19 protein-coding genes are annotated in these 16,754 nt (G+C 59.9%); 9 read left to right on the top strand and 10 right to left on the bottom strand.

Features of this window, described 5'->3' with window-relative positions; genetic code table 11:
* Positions 1 to 56 precede the first annotated feature (56 nt).
* On the top strand, positions 57 to 947 hold the full coding sequence (locus K0P33_RS25255) for an amino acid ABC transporter substrate-binding protein (protein ID WP_094952579.1): 891 nt from the start codon (positions 57 to 59) through the stop codon (positions 945 to 947).
* A 55-nt stretch (positions 948 to 1,002) separates the two neighbouring features.
* Here the strand turns inward: K0P33_RS25255 and K0P33_RS25250 are convergent, their stop codons facing one another.
* The 6 genes from K0P33_RS25250 to K0P33_RS25225 all read right to left on the bottom strand — a co-directional run bounded on the left by K0P33_RS25250 (position 1,003) and on the right by K0P33_RS25225 (position 6,597).
* A complete protein-coding gene (locus K0P33_RS25250) occupies positions 1,003 to 1,515 on the bottom strand; it encodes a hypothetical protein (RefSeq protein WP_094952578.1) in 513 nt (170 codons plus the stop codon).
* A 133-nt stretch (positions 1,516 to 1,648) separates the two neighbouring features.
* Positions 1,649 to 3,064: an MFS transporter gene (locus tag K0P33_RS25245; RefSeq protein WP_242152191.1), complete on the bottom strand. Its 1,416-nt coding sequence runs from the start codon at positions 3,062 to 3,064 to the stop codon at positions 1,649 to 1,651.
* A gap of 140 nt (positions 3,065 to 3,204) precedes the next feature.
* Entirely contained in the window at positions 3,205 to 3,942 is a 738-nt protein-coding gene (locus K0P33_RS25240; RefSeq protein WP_242152189.1) for an NAD(P)-dependent oxidoreductase, read from the bottom strand.
* A 14-nt stretch (positions 3,943 to 3,956) separates the two neighbouring features.
* Positions 3,957 to 4,589, bottom strand: coding sequence for a glutathione S-transferase family protein (locus tag K0P33_RS25235; protein ID WP_242152186.1), 633 nt, complete (start codon positions 4,587 to 4,589; stop codon positions 3,957 to 3,959).
* Positions 4,590 to 4,778: 189 nt separating this feature from the next.
* Positions 4,779 to 5,102 carry a DUF6124 family protein gene (locus tag K0P33_RS25230; protein WP_242152183.1) on the bottom strand — a complete coding sequence of 108 codons (324 nt, stop codon included), beginning with the start codon at positions 5,100 to 5,102 and terminating at the stop codon, positions 4,779 to 4,781.
* A gap of 463 nt (positions 5,103 to 5,565) precedes the next feature.
* Positions 5,566 to 6,597 (bottom strand): LacI family DNA-binding transcriptional regulator, encoded by a 1,032-nt coding sequence (locus tag K0P33_RS25225; protein WP_162276204.1) that lies wholly within the window; start codon positions 6,595 to 6,597, stop codon positions 5,566 to 5,568.
* Positions 6,598 to 6,809: 212 nt separating this feature from the next.
* Here K0P33_RS25225 and K0P33_RS25220 point away from each other — a divergent pair, with 212 nt between their 5' ends.
* Together K0P33_RS25220 and K0P33_RS25215 are read left to right on the top strand one after the other, a co-directional pair.
* The gene (locus tag K0P33_RS25220; RefSeq protein ID WP_094952573.1) at positions 6,810 to 7,343 is read left to right on the top strand and encodes a gluconokinase; all 534 of its coding nucleotides are present in this window, start codon (positions 6,810 to 6,812) and stop codon (positions 7,341 to 7,343) included.
* 84 nt (positions 7,344 to 7,427) lie between these two features.
* Positions 7,428 to 8,780, top strand: coding sequence for a GntP family permease (locus tag K0P33_RS25215; protein WP_242152181.1), 1,353 nt, complete (start codon positions 7,428 to 7,430; stop codon positions 8,778 to 8,780).
* A gap of 552 nt (positions 8,781 to 9,332) precedes the next feature.
* Here K0P33_RS25215 and alaC read toward each other — a convergent pair.
* On the bottom strand, positions 9,333 to 10,550 hold the full coding sequence (alaC, locus tag K0P33_RS25210; RefSeq protein WP_094952571.1) for an alanine transaminase: 1,218 nt from the start codon (positions 10,548 to 10,550) through the stop codon (positions 9,333 to 9,335).
* A gap of 196 nt (positions 10,551 to 10,746) precedes the next feature.
* Between alaC and K0P33_RS25205 the strand changes: the two genes are divergently transcribed.
* On the top strand, positions 10,747 to 11,229 hold the full coding sequence (locus K0P33_RS25205) for a GyrI-like domain-containing protein (RefSeq protein WP_094952570.1): 483 nt from the start codon (positions 10,747 to 10,749) through the stop codon (positions 11,227 to 11,229).
* Positions 11,230 to 11,272: 43 nt separating this feature from the next.
* Here the strand turns inward: K0P33_RS25205 and K0P33_RS25200 are convergent, their stop codons facing one another.
* Positions 11,273 to 11,878 (bottom strand): pyridoxamine 5'-phosphate oxidase family protein, encoded by a 606-nt coding sequence (locus tag K0P33_RS25200; protein WP_094952569.1) that lies wholly within the window; start codon positions 11,876 to 11,878, stop codon positions 11,273 to 11,275.
* A gap of 20 nt (positions 11,879 to 11,898) precedes the next feature.
* Positions 11,899 to 12,387: a GNAT family N-acetyltransferase gene (locus K0P33_RS25195; protein WP_242152177.1), complete on the bottom strand. Its 489-nt coding sequence runs from the start codon at positions 12,385 to 12,387 to the stop codon at positions 11,899 to 11,901.
* A 148-nt stretch (positions 12,388 to 12,535) separates the two neighbouring features.
* On the opposite strand from K0P33_RS25195, the gene K0P33_RS25190 reads away from it, so the two are divergent.
* The 4 genes from K0P33_RS25190 to K0P33_RS25175 are packed head-to-tail and all read left to right on the top strand — an operon-like array spanning position 12,536 to position 15,074.
* Entirely contained in the window at positions 12,536 to 12,955 is a 420-nt protein-coding gene (locus K0P33_RS25190) for a nuclear transport factor 2 family protein (RefSeq protein WP_094952567.1), read from the top strand.
* Positions 12,956 to 12,997: 42 nt separating this feature from the next.
* Positions 12,998 to 13,342: a YciI family protein gene (locus K0P33_RS25185; protein WP_242152174.1), complete on the top strand. Its 345-nt coding sequence runs from the start codon at positions 12,998 to 13,000 to the stop codon at positions 13,340 to 13,342.
* Between the two features lie 35 nt (positions 13,343 to 13,377).
* On the top strand, positions 13,378 to 13,854 hold the full coding sequence (locus tag K0P33_RS25180; RefSeq protein ID WP_242152171.1) for an SRPBCC family protein: 477 nt from the start codon (positions 13,378 to 13,380) through the stop codon (positions 13,852 to 13,854).
* Positions 13,851 to 15,074, top strand: coding sequence for an RNA polymerase sigma factor (locus tag K0P33_RS25175; protein ID WP_094952564.1), 1,224 nt, complete (start codon positions 13,851 to 13,853; stop codon positions 15,072 to 15,074). Before K0P33_RS25180 ends, K0P33_RS25175 begins: the two co-directional genes overlap by 4 nt.
* 141 nt (positions 15,075 to 15,215) lie before the next feature.
* Here K0P33_RS25175 and K0P33_RS25170 read toward each other — a convergent pair whose 3' ends face one another.
* A complete protein-coding gene (locus K0P33_RS25170) occupies positions 15,216 to 16,070 on the bottom strand; it encodes a LysR family transcriptional regulator (protein ID WP_242152168.1) in 855 nt (284 codons plus the stop codon).
* 88 nt (positions 16,071 to 16,158) lie between these two features.
* Here K0P33_RS25170 and K0P33_RS25165 point away from each other — a divergent pair, with 88 nt between their 5' ends.
* On the top strand, positions 16,159 to 16,599 hold the full coding sequence (locus K0P33_RS25165; protein WP_094953678.1) for a multidrug/biocide efflux PACE transporter: 441 nt from the start codon (positions 16,159 to 16,161) through the stop codon (positions 16,597 to 16,599).
* Positions 16,600 to 16,754: the final 155 nt, after the last annotated feature.

The raw sequence follows: 16,754 nt of genomic DNA, 5'->3' as shown, positions 1-16,754 counted from the left end.
GTGCTTCCACGGGGGGCGGTATAAAACTCAGGTTTATTCACTGAGTTGGACTAACTATGAAGTTGCAAGGTGCCTTATTTCTGTCGCTGTGCGTGCTGTCAGCCGGCGTTGCCGCGAACGATGCCGTTCTGGAAAAGATCCGCGAAACGAAACACATGGTGATTGGTTATCCGGCTGAGGCCCTGCCGTTCTCCTATCAACCCGGCGCCGGTGAGCCGGTGGGTTACTCCATCGACCTGTGCCGGCGTATCGCCAGTGATGTGAAGAAAAACCTCAAGCTCGACGAACTGGCCTTGAGCTTCAAACCCTTGAGTTTCAAAGAACGTATCAGTGCCGTCAGCAGCGGCGCGGTGGATCTGGAATGTGGTTCCACCACTAATACGCCGGAGCGCCAGAAGCAGGTTGATTTCAGCGTTTCAACCTTTGCAGCCTCGATCAAAGTGGTCTCCCGGGTGGGTGAGAAGCTGGACACCTTGAAGGATCTCAATGGCCGGTCTGTGGTGATCGTTGACGGCACCACGGTGGGCGAGGTGGTCAAGCAACTTGAAAAACGTGAAGGCTGGCGCCTTAAAAAGGTGCCTGCCAAGAACCTGACCGAGGGTTTCAAGTTGTTGGTCGAGAACCAGGCCGACAGCCTGGTGTTTGATGAAGTGGTGGTGGCCCCGTTAATGGCGAGCGCCGCCGAGCCTGCGCGTTATCAGTTTTTGCCGGATGTGCTGGTGGTTGAACACTTGGCGTTGATCATGCCGAAAAATAACCCAGCGTTAAAACGTACGGTCGACACGACCCTGGCGGGCTTGATGGCCTCCGGGGAAGCCAAGGCGCTGTACGTGAAGTGGTTTGAATCGCCGATTGCGACCAAGACGCTGAATGTGAACGTGCCCTTTTCAGCACAGATGGAGCACATGTTCAGCGCCCCTACCGACCAACCGGGCAAGGCGTTGTAAGGTTACTTGCGCAAGGAGGGGAGCAGAGTTACTCCCCTCCTCAAAAGCTACGTAGTCAGATCGCAGCCAAGGTCTCTTTCACGCTCTGTGCCTGCGGGTCAGCGGTCTTCGCCGCGACTTGCTGCTCTTGCTGCTGCTTCATGCGCTCAGCCACTTGCTTGGCAATTGCGTCCTGTTTTTCCTGTGGCATGGCTTGCACCTCTGCCTCAGTCAAACCCTGCTCCTTGAGCAACTGTTCGCGAATGCGTTCGGCCGGGGTTTTGCTCATGTAGTCGGTGAAGTCGGCACGCGCGGTGCTGGTGCTCGAGCCGGCCGCCGGCACATCCGTCGACGCCGTAGGGGCGGCGGTGGTGGCTTGCAACTGCACACGGGTCTTGGCGAAGGCTTCGTCGATACGGTCGTTGGCCTTGTCCAGGTCCTTCTGCGCAGTCGGCACGGTCACGCTCTGCTGCGCGGCTTGCACGGCACCGCTGTACAGCGCGCTGGCGGCTGCGTTGGCGGGGTCCATGTCGGGGCGCTTGAGCTGTTGCACGGTCGACACAGCTTGGGTGTTGTTGTTAACCAGCATGATCGGTTACCTGTGGATATGTTCGGTGCCACAGGTGGAGCAAATAGTGTGCCGGAGGCGATGCCCCCGGTTTTATTGGAGAGGGTGCGGCCGTCGCGGCAAACATTGTCCAGCTCGCGGCCAAGCGTTGCCGTCAGTGCGCAATATTCTCCAACGCCAAATTGCGCGTACGCGGCCCGAACCAACTGATGGTGATCATCACGATCAACATGCTGCTGGCAATAAACGCGAGCACCCCAGGCGTGCCCAAGTGTTCGAGGATAAAGCCGATCAACAAACTGCTGAACACCGTGGACAAGCGGCTGAACGAATAGCAGAACCCCACTGCCCGCGCGCGGATGTTGGTCGGGAACAGTTCGCTTTGGTAGGCGTGATAGCTGAAGCTCAGCCAGGCGTTGCAGAAGGTGATCATCACCCCGCAGATCACTAGCCCCAGCGCTGTGGTTTGCAGGGCGAACAGGCTGCCGAAGATCATCGCGCCCATGGCCGAGCCGACGATTTGCCATTTGTTTTCAAAGCGGTTGGCCACCTTCACAAACAGCAACGGCCCCAGCGGGTAGGCGAGGGTGATGATAAAGGCGTACATCAAGCTGTGGGTCACGCTCACGCCCTGGCCCGACAGCAACGCTGGCAACCAATTGCCAAAGCCGAAAAAGCCGATGGCCTGGAACACGTGGAACACAATCAGCATCAACGCCCGGCGCCGGTACGGCGGTTGCCAGATATCGGCAAAGCGGCCGTTGCCTTGCACGCTGACGGCTTGCGGCTCAGGCTCATCCAGCGGTTTGCCGTGGTCTTTCTGGCAGCGCGCCTCCAGGCTGTCCATGATCTGCCCGGCTTCGTCAAAGCGGCCTTTCTGTGCGAGCCAGCGCGGTGATTCTGGCAGGCGTTTGCGCAGTTGCCAGATAAACAGCGCAAACACCGCGCTGCTCAACACCACCCAGCGCCAGCCGGAGATGCCAAACGGCGCCTGGGGCACCAGCCACCACGACATCAACGCCACCGCCGGCACCGACAGAAACTGGATGAAAAACGCAAAGGCAAACGCCGAGCTGCGCATGCGTTTGGGCACCAGTTCCGAGAGGTAGGCGTCGATGGTCACGAGCTCAATCCCTAAGCCAATGCCCACTAGAAAGCGCATGCCGATGATGCCCAGGGCGGACGTCTGAATGCCCATCAACACCGTGGCAATCGTGTACCAGATCAGCGCGAAGGTGAAGATTGCCCGGCGCCCGAAACGGTCGGCGATGGGGCTGAGCAGGCTGGCGCCGAGGAACAGGCCCAGGAAGGTCGCCGAGGCAAACGCTGCCTGGTCGGAGAAGCCGAATACGCCTTCGCTGCCGGTGTGGAAAATCCCGTCGCTGATCAAACCGGGGCTGATATAGGCGGTCTGGAACAGGTCATACAGCTCGAAAAAACCACCAATCGACAGCAACGCCACCAGGCGCCAGACGGTGGCGACGGCGGGCAGGCGGTCAATGCGCGCGCTGATATGGGCGGCATGGATTGGGTCGATGCTGTCCGTGGCTGAGGCAGTGAGTGTCGACATGGAGCGGATTCCAGGAGCAGTGACCTGGAATCTTAGCGGGCTAACGGAAATCGGCGCTTGTGAAATTACGTGCGGCAGGCCTCACATTCGCTGATTTATTGCGCCAGGGTGTCAGGTTTAAAGGTTTTATGGCGCGGGGCTCAATAAGTGATGGGGATCTCGAAGGTCTGGAACGCGTCATCCACTGGCTGGTAACCCAACACCCGTATGGTCTCACTCAAGTCCAGGCGCTTGAAGCGGTTATTGGAAATGCCATGGGCGATCAGGTGCTTCACGCCCTCGGCCTCTACCGAGCGTTGCAGCAGTTGCACGGCGTCACGCGGGCTGAGCCAGGCGCTGAGGTCGCGGGCGTTGTTCAGGTCGTGGGTTTCAGGGAATTCGAACGCGCCGATGCGCAGGGCAATGGTCGACAGGGGTGTCTTGGCTGCGTAATAGCCGCACAGCGCTTCGCCGTAGCATTTGCTCACGCCATACAGGTTGGCGGGCAATACCGGCATGCCGGGGGTGATCTGCCGGTCCACGGGGTAGCCTTCGATGGTTTGCGCACTGCTAGCGAATACCAGGCGTTTAACCCCGGCGGCCACGGCGGCTTCGAACAAGTAGGTGGTGGCGAGGATGTTGTTCGGCAGTAACTCATCGAATGAAGCGCTGGCGTGGGGGATGCCCGACAGGTGCACGATCACATCGATGCCGTCGAGCAGGGCGGCCAAGCTGGACTTGTCGCTGAGGTCGGCGTGCACAAAACGGTGCTCGCCCAGGTCGAAATCCGGCGCGATGCGGTCAGTGAGGGTGAAGCGGTAGCGGTTTTTCGAGGCTTCGAAAAACGTCTTGCCGATTCTGCCGCAGGCGCCGGTGAGCAGTACGTTGAGTCCTTTCACGAAGTGTCCTTGTGTTAGTTATGACCGTCGAGGGCAAAGGTCTTGAAGCCTGGACGCTGGCTGAGGCGTTGGTAGTACGCCGCAATGGCGGGGTAGGGCGGGCGCGCCATGGGCGTGTTCTGCCAGCGGTGCACCGAGAGGCCGATGAGGATATCGGCGAGGGTGAATTCATCGCCGGCCACATAGGCGCAGGTTTTCGCCAGCTGTTGCTCCAGCAGGCCCATCTTGTCATTCCACCGGTGTACCGCGGCGGCAATCTGCGCAGCGTCCAGGCCGTCCGGGTTGTTGCGCACCAGCGCGGTAAAGGCATCGCCCCAGGCGCGGTTGAGTTCCACGGCTTGCCAGTCCACCCATTGCTCGATGCGCGCACGGGGCGCGGGTTCGACGGGTAGCAGGTCCGTGCGTTGGTAAAGGCCGATCAGGTAGCGACAGATGGTGTTGGATTCCCACAGCACGCCATGGTCGTCGATCAGCACCGGCACTTGGGCGTTGGGGTTCAGAGCGAGAAACTCGGCAGACTGGGTGGGCTTGAAGCCGATGCCCCAGTCTTCGCGCACGTAGTCGATGCCCAGTTCCTGGCAGGTCCAGAGCACTTTGCGCACGTTGATGGAGGAGGTGCGGCCTAAGATTTTCAGTGAGTGTCCCATGGTGCTTCCCTGACGATGGAGATGACCAATCTAGCAGGGGTCGGGAACGACAGCGAGGGCGAGAAGTGCACAGGGGCCAAATGTGGGAGCGGGCTTGCTCGCGAATGCGGTGGGTCAGTTAGCCCATCTATAGCTGACCCGCCGCCATCGCAGGCAAGCCAACTCCCACATTTTTGACCGAGTAGGGCTTTAGGTTCGCGGTGTTTGCTGGTCCATGGCCTTGCCTACCATCAAGACTGATAGCTCGCTCAGTTGATGAATGGCGAGGGCCACGTCGCGCTCTTTGCCGGTGAGGTCATCGGACAGGTCGAGCAACAAGGCGCTGACGGAACACACGGTTTCGTAGCTGTTGGCAATCAGGCTTTCAGGGCTGGTGTCGGGGCTGACAGTGCACAAAGAAGGGGTTTCTGGTGCGGGTTCGGTGGTGGGATTGAGGTAGTGATCAATCGCGCGATGGGCGGCTTTGTTGCGTTTTGTGTCGTTAAGCGGAGGATTCGGCGTTGTTTTGAACATAGGTGGGGCCTCTAACTGAGCCACCACCTGATCGCTACTAAACGAAGGGTGGCGGCTGCACGCAGGTTAGTAGACCGGTGCCCACACCAAAACCGGCGCGCCACGAGGGCGCCCTGCGCACAGCCACCATCAAGTACAGACAAATAAGTCCTACTGATGAAGCTCATGCACTTTTGGTGAGGGGGCTCGGGCTACTAAACCCGATCGCCGAGAAATTCAGCGACCGGCCAACCTTAGAGACCACCACCCAAGCGCACAAGCCGGCGGATTCTGACGTAAGCGTAGGCAACCGGGCAAGGCGCTTACCGCAATGTCAGTCGCGTCCTACAGGCGTCCTACACCACTCTGATCGTTCCCACGCTCCCGCGTGGGAATGCAGCCCTGGACGCTCTGCGTCCAAAGCATGACGCAGAGCGTCACAAGAGGCATTCCCACGCAGAGCGTGGGAACGATCAGGCCGCGCTCAGGTGCTTTCGCGCACCTGCAACTCAAACCCCATATCCACCACCGGCTTGGCAATCTTGTTGCCCGCCATGATGGTCAGCAAATGCTCCGCCGACCGCCGCCCAATCGCTTCACGCGGTGTGCTGATGCTGCTCAAGCGCGGCACCATGAACGACGACGCCGGCAAGTCGTTAAAGCCCAGCACCGCTACGCGCTCCGGCACGTTGATACCGTGGCGCATGGCTTCCAGCAGCGCACCTTGGGCCAAGTCGTCGTTGCCAAAGAAGATCGCATCCACATCCGGATGGCTGGCCAGCAACTGCAAAAACAACTCGCCACCCAAGCCCACAGAGGAGGGGCGCGGCGTCAGCAATTCCAGCGCCGGGTCATACAAGCCCGCCTGTTGCAGCGCGCGGCGAAAACCTTCACCGCGCAGCAACGTGCGTTGGTCCAACTGCGCGCCGATATACGCCAGGCGCTTGCGCCCACGTGAGATCAAATGTGCCGCTGCCGTTTCACCCGCACTCAGTTGCGAGAACCCTACGCAGTTCACGCCGGCATTCGGGTCCAGGTCCATCATGTACACACACGGCACATTGCTGGCCTCGACCATCCGTCGGGCGCTTTCAGTGCGGTCAAACCCGGTCAGCAGCAAACCGCGTGGCTGGTAGGCCATGTAGTTGCGCAGCAGGTTCTCTTCTTCGTCGCGTGAATAGTGGGAGTTGCCGATCAGTACTTCAAAGCCCTTGGGTCGCAGCACCTGGTGGATGGCTTCGAGGGTTTCGATAAACAGCAGGTTGGACAGCGACGGCACGATGACCACCACTGAATGGCTCTGCGCCGAGGCCAAGGCGCGGGCGGCGGGGTTGACCACGTAGTTGAGTTCGGCAGCGGCCAGTTGCACTTTTTCCACCAGTTCGGTGGCGACCGTGCTGACGCCACGCAAGGCGCGGGACGCGGTAATAGGGCTGACGCCGGCCAGGCGGGCGACTTCATTCAAGGTCGGACGACCGGTGGTGCGGGTATTTTTATCGTTCTTGGAGGTCATCAGGCGGTTGCCAAACAAAAATCGAGGCACTAAGGTAGCGCTGTCTCCAAAAGGCTGCAAATGCTTGAACACAGGGTTGCCTGATCCGGTTCAACGGTTTTGGAGAGGATGCACGCGTCACTCCATAAAAATGACAAGTCGGCGCGGGAAAAGCCTGTTTTTGCAGTAGCCTTACAGCGTGCAAAGGTAGCGCTATCTGCGTCCTGAGGTGTTTCATGAGTCAACCTGTTACCGCCCTGGTCATCATGGGTGTTTCCGGCTGTGGCAAGTCCAGCGTCAGCGAAGCCTTGTGCCGCCTGAACGGCGCCACCGCCATTGAAGGCGACAGCTTTCACCCTGCCGCGAACATCGAGAAGATGAGCGCCGGCCACCCCCTCAACGACGACGACCGCGCCGGCTGGCTCGACATCCTGTGCGATGAACTGCGCCGCGCGCTCAAAGCCGGCGAGCATCCGGTGCTCACCTGTTCGGCCCTGAAGAAAAAATACCGTGACCATTTGCGCGAAGCCGCGCCGGGCCTGGGCTTTGTGTTCCTGGAGCTGACCCGTGCCGTGGCCGCCGACCGCGTGTCCCATCGCCCCGGCCATTTCATGCCCGCCAGCCTGATCGACAGCCAGTTCGCCACCCTTGAATCGCCCGTGGGCGAGCCGCTGACCCTGGCGTTAAACGCCAGCGAAGACAGCATCGAGGACCTGGCCGAGCAAACCAATGCCTGGTGGCTGCAGCACGGCTTTGAACCAACCCATTAATTTTTTGCCGGAAAAGATAGCGCTATCCCCGGCGAAAGATTCAACACCGGCTTTAATAACAACAACAAACAGGAGAGACCCCCCATGTTTGGCATGTCCCACGAGTCCTACCTGCTGCTAGATGCAGTGGTCACAATCATCGGGCTGATCGTACTGATCACCAAGTTCAAGGTGCACCCGTTCATTGCACTGATCATCGCGGCCGGCTTCCTCGGCCTGACCTCGGGCATGCCCGTGGACAAGATCATCAAGGCGTTCCAAGACGGCTTCGGCGGGGTGCTCGGCTTTGTCGGCATCATCCTCGCGCTGGGCACGATGCTCGGCAAGATGATGGCTGAATCCGGCGGTGCCGATCAGATCGCCCAGACCTTGATCCGCGCCTTTGGCAAAGACAAAGTCCAATGGGCGATGATGTTCGCTGCGTTCCTAGTGGGCATCCCGCTGTTCTTCGAAATCGGCTTTGTGCTGCTGATCCCGCTGGTATTTATCGTCGCGCGCCGCACCGGCGTGTCGCTGATCAAGATCGGCATCCCGCTGCTCGCGGGTTTGTCGGCGGTGCACGGCCTGGTGCCACCGCACCCGGGCCCGTTGCTGGCTATCGGCGTGTTTGGCGCGGACATCGGCAAGACCATCCTGTACGGCCTGATCGTCGCATTGCCGACCGCCATCATTGCCGGCCCGATTTTCGGTACGTTTATCGCCAAGTACATTCCGGGCAACCCGTCCCAGGAACTGGTCGACCAACTGGCCCGCGAGCCGGAATCCAAAGACCTGCCGAGCTTCAGCATTACCCTGATCACCGTGCTGCTGCCGGTGTTCCTGATGCTGCTCAAAACCTTTGCTGACGTCGCGCTGCCGGACGGCCACGCCATCCGTAACTGGATGGACATGATCGGCCATCCGATCACTGCGCTGCTGCTGGCATTGCTGCTGTCGCTGTACACCTTTGGCCATCGCCAAGGCATTCATTCCAAGCAAATCCTCAAGCTGCTCGACGCTAGCCTCGCGCCGACCGCGGCGATCATCCTGATCATCGGCGCCGGTGGTGGTTTCAAGCAGATGCTCGTGACTAGCGGCGTAGGTGATGTGATCGGCCATATGGCCGTGAACGCGCAGATCAACCCGATTTTGCTGGCGTGGCTGGTGGCGGCGGTGATTCGCGTGGCCACCGGTTCCGCGACCGTGGCGACCATTACTGGCGCAGGCATTGTAGTGCCGGTGGTAGGGATGATTCCGGGTGTGAACCTTGAGCTGCTGGTGTTGGCGACGGGGGCGGGTTCGTTGGTGTTGTCTCACGTCAACGATGCGGGGTTCTGGCTGGTGAAGCAGTACTTCAACATGACCGTGCTCGAGACGTTCAAAACCTGGACGGCGATGGAGACCATCCTGTCGGTGGTGGCGCTGATCTTTATCATGCTGCTGTCGTTGGTGGTGTAAGCCAGCGGCGCTGATCTCTCGTCTGAACTGTCAATGTTGACAGGTAGTTTGAATGAGCGCCTGTTGCTAGAAATACCTCCAGGCTGCCACCGTCGTGGCAGCGTTCTGGAGGTATAGGGACATGGCTGAATTCAGAATTACGACTCCGGCAGGCAATGGCTATTCGTCTACGAGTGCTTACAAGTCTTGAGGTTGGCATGATGTCGGTGGGTACGGTGAGCCGAGGGATGAAAGCGGAACGGGCAAGGGCGAGCCGCTTCCTCGCGTTTGGATTTACGACGACGCTGGCAAGGAGATTGGCGGCCCTTTTATAGTCAACAAGAGCGGGACGTGGAGTGGTCAATTCCTGGTTGACGCGCAGATGATTAAGCCACCTGGTAATCTCGTCAATTCTGTAAAGGGGGTGGTGACAATTAAGGGCGTACAGAAAGGCGATACCATCCCGGTCTCTGAATACAAAGTCAGTTTCAACGTTCAAGGTATTTATGATTGATCAATAGCCCCCGCTATTGACCCCTGAGGCAGGAGCGAATCAGATCGCTCCTGCCAACCTCAGGCCTCGGTTTTGCGAACTAAGCCATCCGCCCGAAACATCCCGCGAATACCGCGTATCGCCTGGCGAATCCGGTCCTGGTTCTCGATCAGCGCAAAGCGCACGTGATCATCCCCATACTCACCAAAGCCAATCCCCGGGGACACGCACACCTTCGCTTCCAACAGCAGTTTCTTGGCAAATTCCAACGAGCCCATGGCGGCATACGCCTCGGGAATTTTCGCCCAGACGTACATCGACGCCTTCGGGTTCTCGACCATCCAGCCCAGCTCATGCAAGCCCTTAACCAGTACGTTGCGGCGCTGGCGGTACTGCTCGGCGATGTCTTTCACGCATTGCTGATCGCCTTCCAGCGCCGCAATGGCCGCCACTTGCAGCGGGGTGAAGGTGCCGTAGTCGTGGTAACTCTTAATGCGCGCCAGGGCGTTGACCAGTTCCGGGTTGCCGACCATAAAACCAATGCGCCAGCCAGCCATGTTGTAGCTCTTGGACAGGGTGAAAAACTCCACCGCAATGTCCTTGGCGCCGGGCACTTGCATGATCGACGGGGCTTTCCAGCCGTCGTAGACGATGTCGGCGTAGGCCAAATCGTGCACCACCAGTACGTCGTACTGTTTGGCCAGTGCAATCACCCGTTCGAAGAAATCCAGCTCCACGCACTGCGCGGTCGGGTTGGACGGGAAGCCCAGAATCATCATCTTTGGCTTGGGGATCGAGCCACGAATCGCCCGTTCCAGCTCGGCGAAGAAGTCCACACCCGGCACCAGCGGTACCGAGCGCACCTGGGCGCCGGCAATCACGGCGCCGTAGATATGAATCGGGTAGCTCGGGTTGGGCACCAGCACGGTGTCGCCTTGGTCCAGGGTAGCCAGCATCAGATGCGCCAGGCCTTCCTTGGAACCGATGGTCACGATGGCCTCGGTTTCCGGGTCGATGTCCACTGCGTAGCGGTCTTTGTACCAGCGCGAAATGGCCCGACGCAGGCGCGGAATGCCTTTGGAGGTGGAGTAGCCGTGGGTGTCTTCACGCTGGGCGACGGTGACCATTTTTTCCACGATGTGTGGAGGCGTGGCGCCGTCTGGGTTACCCATGCTCAAGTCGATGATGTCTTCGCCGCGCCGACGCGCAGCCATCTTCAGCTCAGCAGTGATATTAAAAACATAAGGGGGGAGTCGATCTATGCGCGCAAAGCGGCGCGGCGAACCTTGGTCTGCCATTGTTGCCTCGAGGTACGTAAGCGCCCGGAACCGTCCGAGCGACGTCGGCCACTGCGGTGGCCTGCGGGGCAGACAATACGGTCGATGATGGCCAGTTGTCCAGATGTCGCGGGAAAAATTTCTGCTTGAGGCACCGCACGGATATGCCCCTATACTCGATGCGGGTTTGTTCCCTCATAAGAAGGAGACTGTTCAGATGGATCAGCAGACAAAACAACCGTTAGAGCCACGCATGGAAGCCGGTAAAGCCCTGGTGATCGCAGGCGTCCAAGGGCGTTATTCGAAGGCCACCGTGGGTGATATCCCCAAGCTGTGGGAGTTGTTCGACACCTGCATCAAGGACATCAAGCAGCGCGTCGGCGGCGTGACGTATGGCGTTTGCCATAACCCCAAAAATGCCGAATTTGACTATATGGCCGGTGCTGAAGTCCCCACCCGGGGCGACGTGCCGGGCAACTTCGAGTGCATCGAAATTCCGCCGCTCAACTACGCCGTGTTCCCGCATTACGGGCCGGTACAGGCACTTGAGCAAACGTACGAGCGCATCATGTTCGAATGGCTGCCGCACTCGGGCTACAAGGTGATGGGGGCGGATTTCGAGCGCTACAGTGCCGATTTTGATGTGCGCAAAGGTACGGGGACCGTGGAAATCTGGTTGCCGATCGGGGAACGAGGCTGACTGCCGCCTTGCAAGCGCCGGCCAGCCGGCGCCTGCAATGGGCTCAATACAACGTGCTTTTGACTCGCTCTGGCATCTCACGGTCATACGCATCGGCGTCAAACTGCCCATCATTGAGCCGCTTGTGAAACGCCCCGGCCGACGGCAATGCCGAGCGGTCCAGATGCTTCTCGGGGTTCCAGCAGTCTGAGCGTACAAAGGCTTTGGAGCAGTGGAAATACGCAGCGTGCACCTGCACCAGGATCACCGAGCGCGCCGGTTTGCCATTCACCGCAAAACTCTCCAGCAGGTCGGGCTCGATGGAAATTTGCGCCCGGCCATTCACGCGCAACGTCTCGCCAATACCCGGGATGATGAACAGCAATGCAATCCGCGGGTCCTGCAGCAGATTACGCAGGGTATCGAGGCGGTTGTTTCCCGGCCGGTCCGGAATCGCCAACGTGCGCTCATCCACAATTCGCACAAACCCCGGCACATCGCCGCGCGGCGAACCATCAATGCCGTCCGGCCCGGATGAACTCACCACCACCAGCGGCGACGCCCGCACCATGGCCTGGTAATCCTCGTTGAGAAACGCGATTTCCTTGCGCACCGCCCGCTCGTGGGGGAGGCCGTAGAGGGTTTCAAGTTGTTCTAGGGTTGTCAGCATATTCACCACCTCCTTATCGTTCAAAACACCAACGCCAGCCGGCGCTCATACCCAACCCGCCCCTTATACGCCTCCCCGCTGTCCACCCATCCGGCGCCCAAATACAAGCCCATCGCCGCCCCATTATCGGTGTCCACCGACAACTCTAACCCCTTGATCTGCGGCCAGGCCTGCAGCGCCACCGCCGGCAGCGCTTGCAAGCATGCCTTGCCAAAGCCACGCCCCTGCTGATGCCGATCAACCTGAAACGCATGCAGCGTCGCACTGTGTTCATCGGCCCAATGGGGCAGGCAAGGCGGGCGTTTGAGCAGCAGGAAGGCCACGGGCTGTTCGTCGGCGAGCAGGGCGAAACCTTTGATAGCGCCGGGGTTGGGATTGACCAGCAGGCTGTTCAGCGCGCAGTAGATATCGCCGGAAAACACCAGTTGCTCGGGGTGCACTTGCAGCGTGTCGAGCTGCTGTTTTTGCACAAGGCTCAGCGTCTCATAGGGGACGAGGCGAGTTTCCATCAGGGGTGCATCCGAAATCCTACAAAGAGGTGTGGATTCTATCGGGTTTGCGCAGGGCGAAATTATTTTTAAACAGGATGTCTATTTACCCCAAAGCCATTCGACTAAGGGTGTTCTTCGTGATTTTCCAACCCTCAGGAGTATCGCTATGAGTACCGTAATCAACACCCTGATCGAGCAATGGAAGCAAGCTGTTCTTGACCGGGATATCGACAAAATTGTCAGCTTTTACGCCGACGATATCCTCTCGTTCGACGCCGTCACCGCGCTGCAATTCAAGGGCAAGGCCGCCTACCGTGCACACTGGGAAGACTGCATGAAGCATTGCCCCGGCCCCGGCATTTTCGAGTTTCATGACCTGCATATCGTCGAGGCGCCAGACAGTGCGTTTGCCCACTGGCTGGCCCATTGCGGCGGTGCCGGGCCGGACGGCGTGGTGAAGGCCTGCTGGATGCGCGTAACCGCCGGCTATCAGCGGATCAACGGCCAATGGCGCGTGGTGCATGAACACTGGTCGGCGCCTTTCGATATGGCGAGCGGCACGGCGCTGTTCGACCTGAAACCCTGACCGCCACGAACTATAGTCAGTAGTCCGAAAACGGAGACGCACATGAAATACCTCTGCTTGATCTACAGCAACGAACAGGTGCTGCACACCTCGCCGGACAGCCCGGAGGACCCTGAGTGTTTCGCCTATGCCGAGGCGATCCAGGCCAGCGGGCGCATGCTCGCCGCCGAGCCGCTGGAGTCGGTGAGCAGCGCCACCACCGTGCGCGTGCGCAATGGCAAGCTGTCGATTACCGACGGACCGTTGGCCGAAACCAAGGAGCAGCTCGCCGGGTTTTACCTGATCGAGGCCAAGGACTTGAACGAAGCGATCCAGGTGGCCGTTGGCATTCCGGCAGCAAGGGTTGGCAGTGTGGAAGTACGCCCCGTGCGTGAATTGAATCTCTGAACACAACAACCAAAAGGCTTCAGGAGGTTTACCCCATGACAACGCAACCTGCCGAATTTGAACTGTGCATCAGCCGCTTGATCGACGCCCCGCGCAACCGCGTGTTTCGCGCCTGGACCGAGCCTGCTTTGTTGCAACAATGGTGGGGCCCGCACGGCATGACCACCCCCGAGTGCGAAATGAACCTGTGGGTCGGTGGCCTGTTTCGCACCCTGATGCGCGCGCCCGATGGCGCCGAATACCCGACCCAAGGCGTGTTCCTGGAGATCGAGGCGCCGAGCCGGCTGGTGTTTACCGATGCGTACTCGCCAGGCTGGATTCCGTCGGGCAAGCCGTTCATGACCGCCAAAGTCACTTTCGAAGAGCGCGACGGCAAAACCCTCTACACCGCCCGCGCCATGCACTGGAGCGAAGCCGACAAGCAGGCCCATGAAGCCATGGGCTTTTATGACGGCTGGGGCCAGAGCCTGGACCGCCTAGTGACGCTGGTGACCCAAGGCATGCCCGATTGACGCCTCAAATCGAGGCGATTTACCGCAGCGAATCACGGCGCGTGCTCGCCACGCTGATCCGCCTGCTCGGCGATTTCGACCTCGCCGAAGACGCCTTGCACGAGGCCTTCTTTGTCGCGGTCGAACGCTGGCAGCAAGATGGCGTGCCGAGCAATCCACGCGCCTGGCTGGTCTCGACCGGCCGCTTCAAAGCCATCGACCGCCTGCGCCGCCAAGCGCGCTTCACGCCGTTATTGCAGGAGCAAGCCGACGCGCTGGAAGCGGCGCAGTGGAGTGAGGAAGACGTGGAAGACGACCGCCTGCGCCTGATCTTCACCTGTTGCCACCCGGCGCTGGCGCCCGATGCCCAGGCGGCGCTGACTTTGCGTGAGATCTGCGACCTCACTACCGAAGAAATCGCCCGCGCCTTTCTCGTCACACCCACCACCATCGCCCAGCGCATCGTGCGCGCGAAGGGCAAGATCCGTGAGGCAAACATTCCTTATCAAGTGCCGTCCCTCGACGCGCTGCCCGAGCGCTTAGAGAGTGTGTTGCGCGTGGTTTACCTGGTGTTCAACGAGGGCTATTCGGCGTCCATGGGCGCGGACCTTACCCGTGAGGATTTGACTCGCGAAGCGATTCGGCTAGGGCGCCTGCTGATGGAGTTGCTGCCGGAGCCGGAAGTCATGGGCCTGCTGGCGTTGATGCTGCTCCACGAGTCGCGCCGATCCGCACGCACCTCGGCCAGCGGCGAGTTGGTGCTGCTGGATGAACAGGACCGTAAGTTGTGGGACGCGTCCTTGATTGCTGAAGGCTGCGCGCTGGTGGAACAGGCGTTGAGAACACGGCGTTTTGGACCGTATTGCCTGCAGGCGGCGATTGCGGCGGTGCATGCCGAAGCGCCGAGCGCCGGGAAGACGGACTGGCTGCAGATTGTCGGGCTTTATGATGTGTTGCTCAGGGAAGTGCCGTCGCCAGTGATCGAGTTAAACCGCGCCGTGGCGGTGGCGATGCGTGATGGGCCGTTAGCGGGGTTGCAGGTAGTGGAAGGTATTTTGCAGCGAGGTGAGTTGCAGGATTACCACCTGGCTCACTCGGCGCGCGGGGAGTTTTGTCGGCAGTTGGGGCGTATCGAAGAGGCCAGGGCGGCCTACGAAAAAGCCCTGTCACTCACGCAGCAAGCCCCCGAAAAACGCTTCATAGAGCGCCGCCTGGCCGAACTCAAATCCCCCAAACCGTGAAGATCAACTGTGGGAGCTGGCTTGCCTGCGATAGCGGTGCGTCAGTTAGCAGAGATGCAAGCTGAACCACCGCCATCGCAGGCAAGCCTGCTCCCACAGGTTTGTGTCTCTATTGCCAAATTGGCAGAAAGGGCGTGTTTATCACTCCAACATCTGCCCCAACATCCAACTCCCCGCTGGCCCCGGCGGGTGCTGGCGTGACCACAGCGCATCCACCGCCACCGAGCGTGGCCAGCTGCGTACGTTGAGTTCAACCAGCTCGGCATTGCCAAAGCGCTCCACCAACCAGCGCGGCAGCGCCGCCCAGCCGAAACCGAGTTGGGCCATCTCCATCAGCATCAGAAAACTCGGCGCCGACCACACGCGGCCGGTGGGGCGCGTTTCATTCGGGCTGATGATGCTCGCCAGACGTAATTCGCGGTGCTGCTGCAAGGTGGGCTGGTCGATGTGTTGCAGGCTGGCCAATGGATGCGTGGGGGCCACGAACAGGGCCATCTCCGCGCGTTCCGCCACGGGCGCGCGGGTCAGGTCGGGCGGATACACCTCCTGGGCTTCAATCAAGGCAATCTGCGTCCGGCCACTTTGCACCAAGGCGATCAGGTCTTCGCACTCGGCGATCAACCACTCCAGTTCCAGGTCCGGGTAGCGTTGTTCAAAGGCTTTGAGCACGAGTTCGAAACGTTCAGATTGGTAAGTATCGGACATGGCGATACTCAGCTTGGGTTCCAACCCTTGGGCCAACTGGTTCGCCGCCAACTCCAGTCGGCTGCTGGCTTCCAGCACCTGTTCGGCGCGTTGCAGCAATACGTGGCCAGCCGGGGTGAGCGTCGGCTTGCGGCTGCTGCGGTCAAACAGCACCACATCCAAGTCAATCTCAAGGCTGGCCACCGCCGCGCTGACGGTGGACTGGCTCTTGCCCAGCTTGCGCGCCGCTGCGGAAAACGAGCCCTGTGTGGCCGCCTGGACAAATGCCTGCAGCACTTCGTTAGAGGCCATGAGTATCGCCCTTGTCGATGGTTATTGGTTATGAAGTATCGATCAAGGGGGTAATGATGGCAACCATCGTCACTCACGGAGCTGTGTTATGAACCCTACCAAGTCGATTACTGAACGTGTTTGCCAGGCCATTGGTTTTGAGGTGCTGGCGTTGTTGATCTGCACCCCGTTGCTGGCGTGGATCATGGATAAGCCCGCCCTGGAAATGGGCATGGTCGCCCTGGCGATCAGCCTGATGGCGTTGACCTGGAACGTGATCTTCAACGGCTTGTTCGACCGCCTGAAGGCGCGCTGGAAACTGGCCAACAATGGCTGGACCCGAGTGCTGCACGCGCTGATGTTCGAAAGCGGCCTGATTCTGGTGTGCGTACCGTTGATCGCGGCGTGGCTGAATATCAGCCTGATGCAGGCGTTCATCCTCGACATCGGCGTGCTGCTGTTCTTCCTGCCGTACACCTATGTGTATCACTGGGGCTACGACGTGCTGCGGGACAAGTTCGTACAACGTCGCCTGGTCAGCCAAGCTTGAGGGACGCGACAAAATCCAGAAACGCCCGCACCTTGGCGGCGGGCAAAACTGCCGCTGTCGACCACGGCGGCTAACACTCCCATGCCGCCGGCCACACCGGGATCAACACTCATCGGTGATTGCCTGTCAGTAGTCTGTAGGCATTGATGCCAGCG

It is taken from the genome of Pseudomonas sp. ArH3a (assembly GCF_022648765.1).
Classification (GTDB): Bacteria; Pseudomonadota; Gammaproteobacteria; order Pseudomonadales; family Pseudomonadaceae; genus Aquipseudomonas.
This window is presented reverse-complemented; position numbering and strand designations above follow the sequence as displayed.

Excerpts from the sequence above, each read along its gene's own strand:
- K0P33_RS25185 (WP_242152174.1), top strand. The coding sequence starts at position 12,998 with ATGAAATACCTCTGCTTGATCTACAGCAACGAACAGGTGCTGCACACC.
- K0P33_RS25250 (WP_094952578.1), bottom strand. The coding sequence starts at position 1,515 with ATGCTGGTTAACAACAACACCCAAGCTGTGTCGACCGTGCAACAGCTC.
- K0P33_RS25255 (WP_094952579.1), top strand. The coding sequence starts at position 57 with ATGAAGTTGCAAGGTGCCTTATTTCTGTCGCTGTGCGTGCTGTCAGCC.
- K0P33_RS25235 (WP_242152186.1), bottom strand. The coding sequence starts at position 4,589 with ATGGGACACTCACTGAAAATCTTAGGCCGCACCTCCTCCATCAACGTG.
- K0P33_RS25245 (WP_242152191.1), bottom strand. The coding sequence starts at position 3,064 with ATGTCGACACTCACTGCCTCAGCCACGGACAGCATCGACCCAATCCAT.
- K0P33_RS25230 (WP_242152183.1), bottom strand. The coding sequence starts at position 5,102 with ATGTTCAAAACAACGCCGAATCCTCCGCTTAACGACACAAAACGCAAC.
- K0P33_RS25165 (WP_094953678.1), top strand. The coding sequence starts at position 16,159 with ATGAACCCTACCAAGTCGATTACTGAACGTGTTTGCCAGGCCATTGGT.
- K0P33_RS25195 (WP_242152177.1), bottom strand. The coding sequence starts at position 12,387 with ATGGAAACTCGCCTCGTCCCCTATGAGACGCTGAGCCTTGTGCAAAAA.
- K0P33_RS25200 (WP_094952569.1), bottom strand. The coding sequence starts at position 11,878 with ATGCTGACAACCCTAGAACAACTTGAAACCCTCTACGGCCTCCCCCAC.
- K0P33_RS25215 (WP_242152181.1), top strand. The coding sequence starts at position 7,428 with ATGTTTGGCATGTCCCACGAGTCCTACCTGCTGCTAGATGCAGTGGTC.
- K0P33_RS25220 (WP_094952573.1), top strand. The coding sequence starts at position 6,810 with ATGAGTCAACCTGTTACCGCCCTGGTCATCATGGGTGTTTCCGGCTGT.
- alaC (WP_094952571.1), bottom strand. The coding sequence starts at position 10,550 with ATGGCAGACCAAGGTTCGCCGCGCCGCTTTGCGCGCATAGATCGACTC.
- K0P33_RS25205 (WP_094952570.1), top strand. The coding sequence starts at position 10,747 with ATGGATCAGCAGACAAAACAACCGTTAGAGCCACGCATGGAAGCCGGT.
- K0P33_RS25170 (WP_242152168.1), bottom strand. The coding sequence starts at position 16,070 with ATGGCCTCTAACGAAGTGCTGCAGGCATTTGTCCAGGCGGCCACACAG.
- K0P33_RS25180 (WP_242152171.1), top strand. The coding sequence starts at position 13,378 with ATGACAACGCAACCTGCCGAATTTGAACTGTGCATCAGCCGCTTGATC.
- K0P33_RS25190 (WP_094952567.1), top strand. The coding sequence starts at position 12,536 with ATGAGTACCGTAATCAACACCCTGATCGAGCAATGGAAGCAAGCTGTT.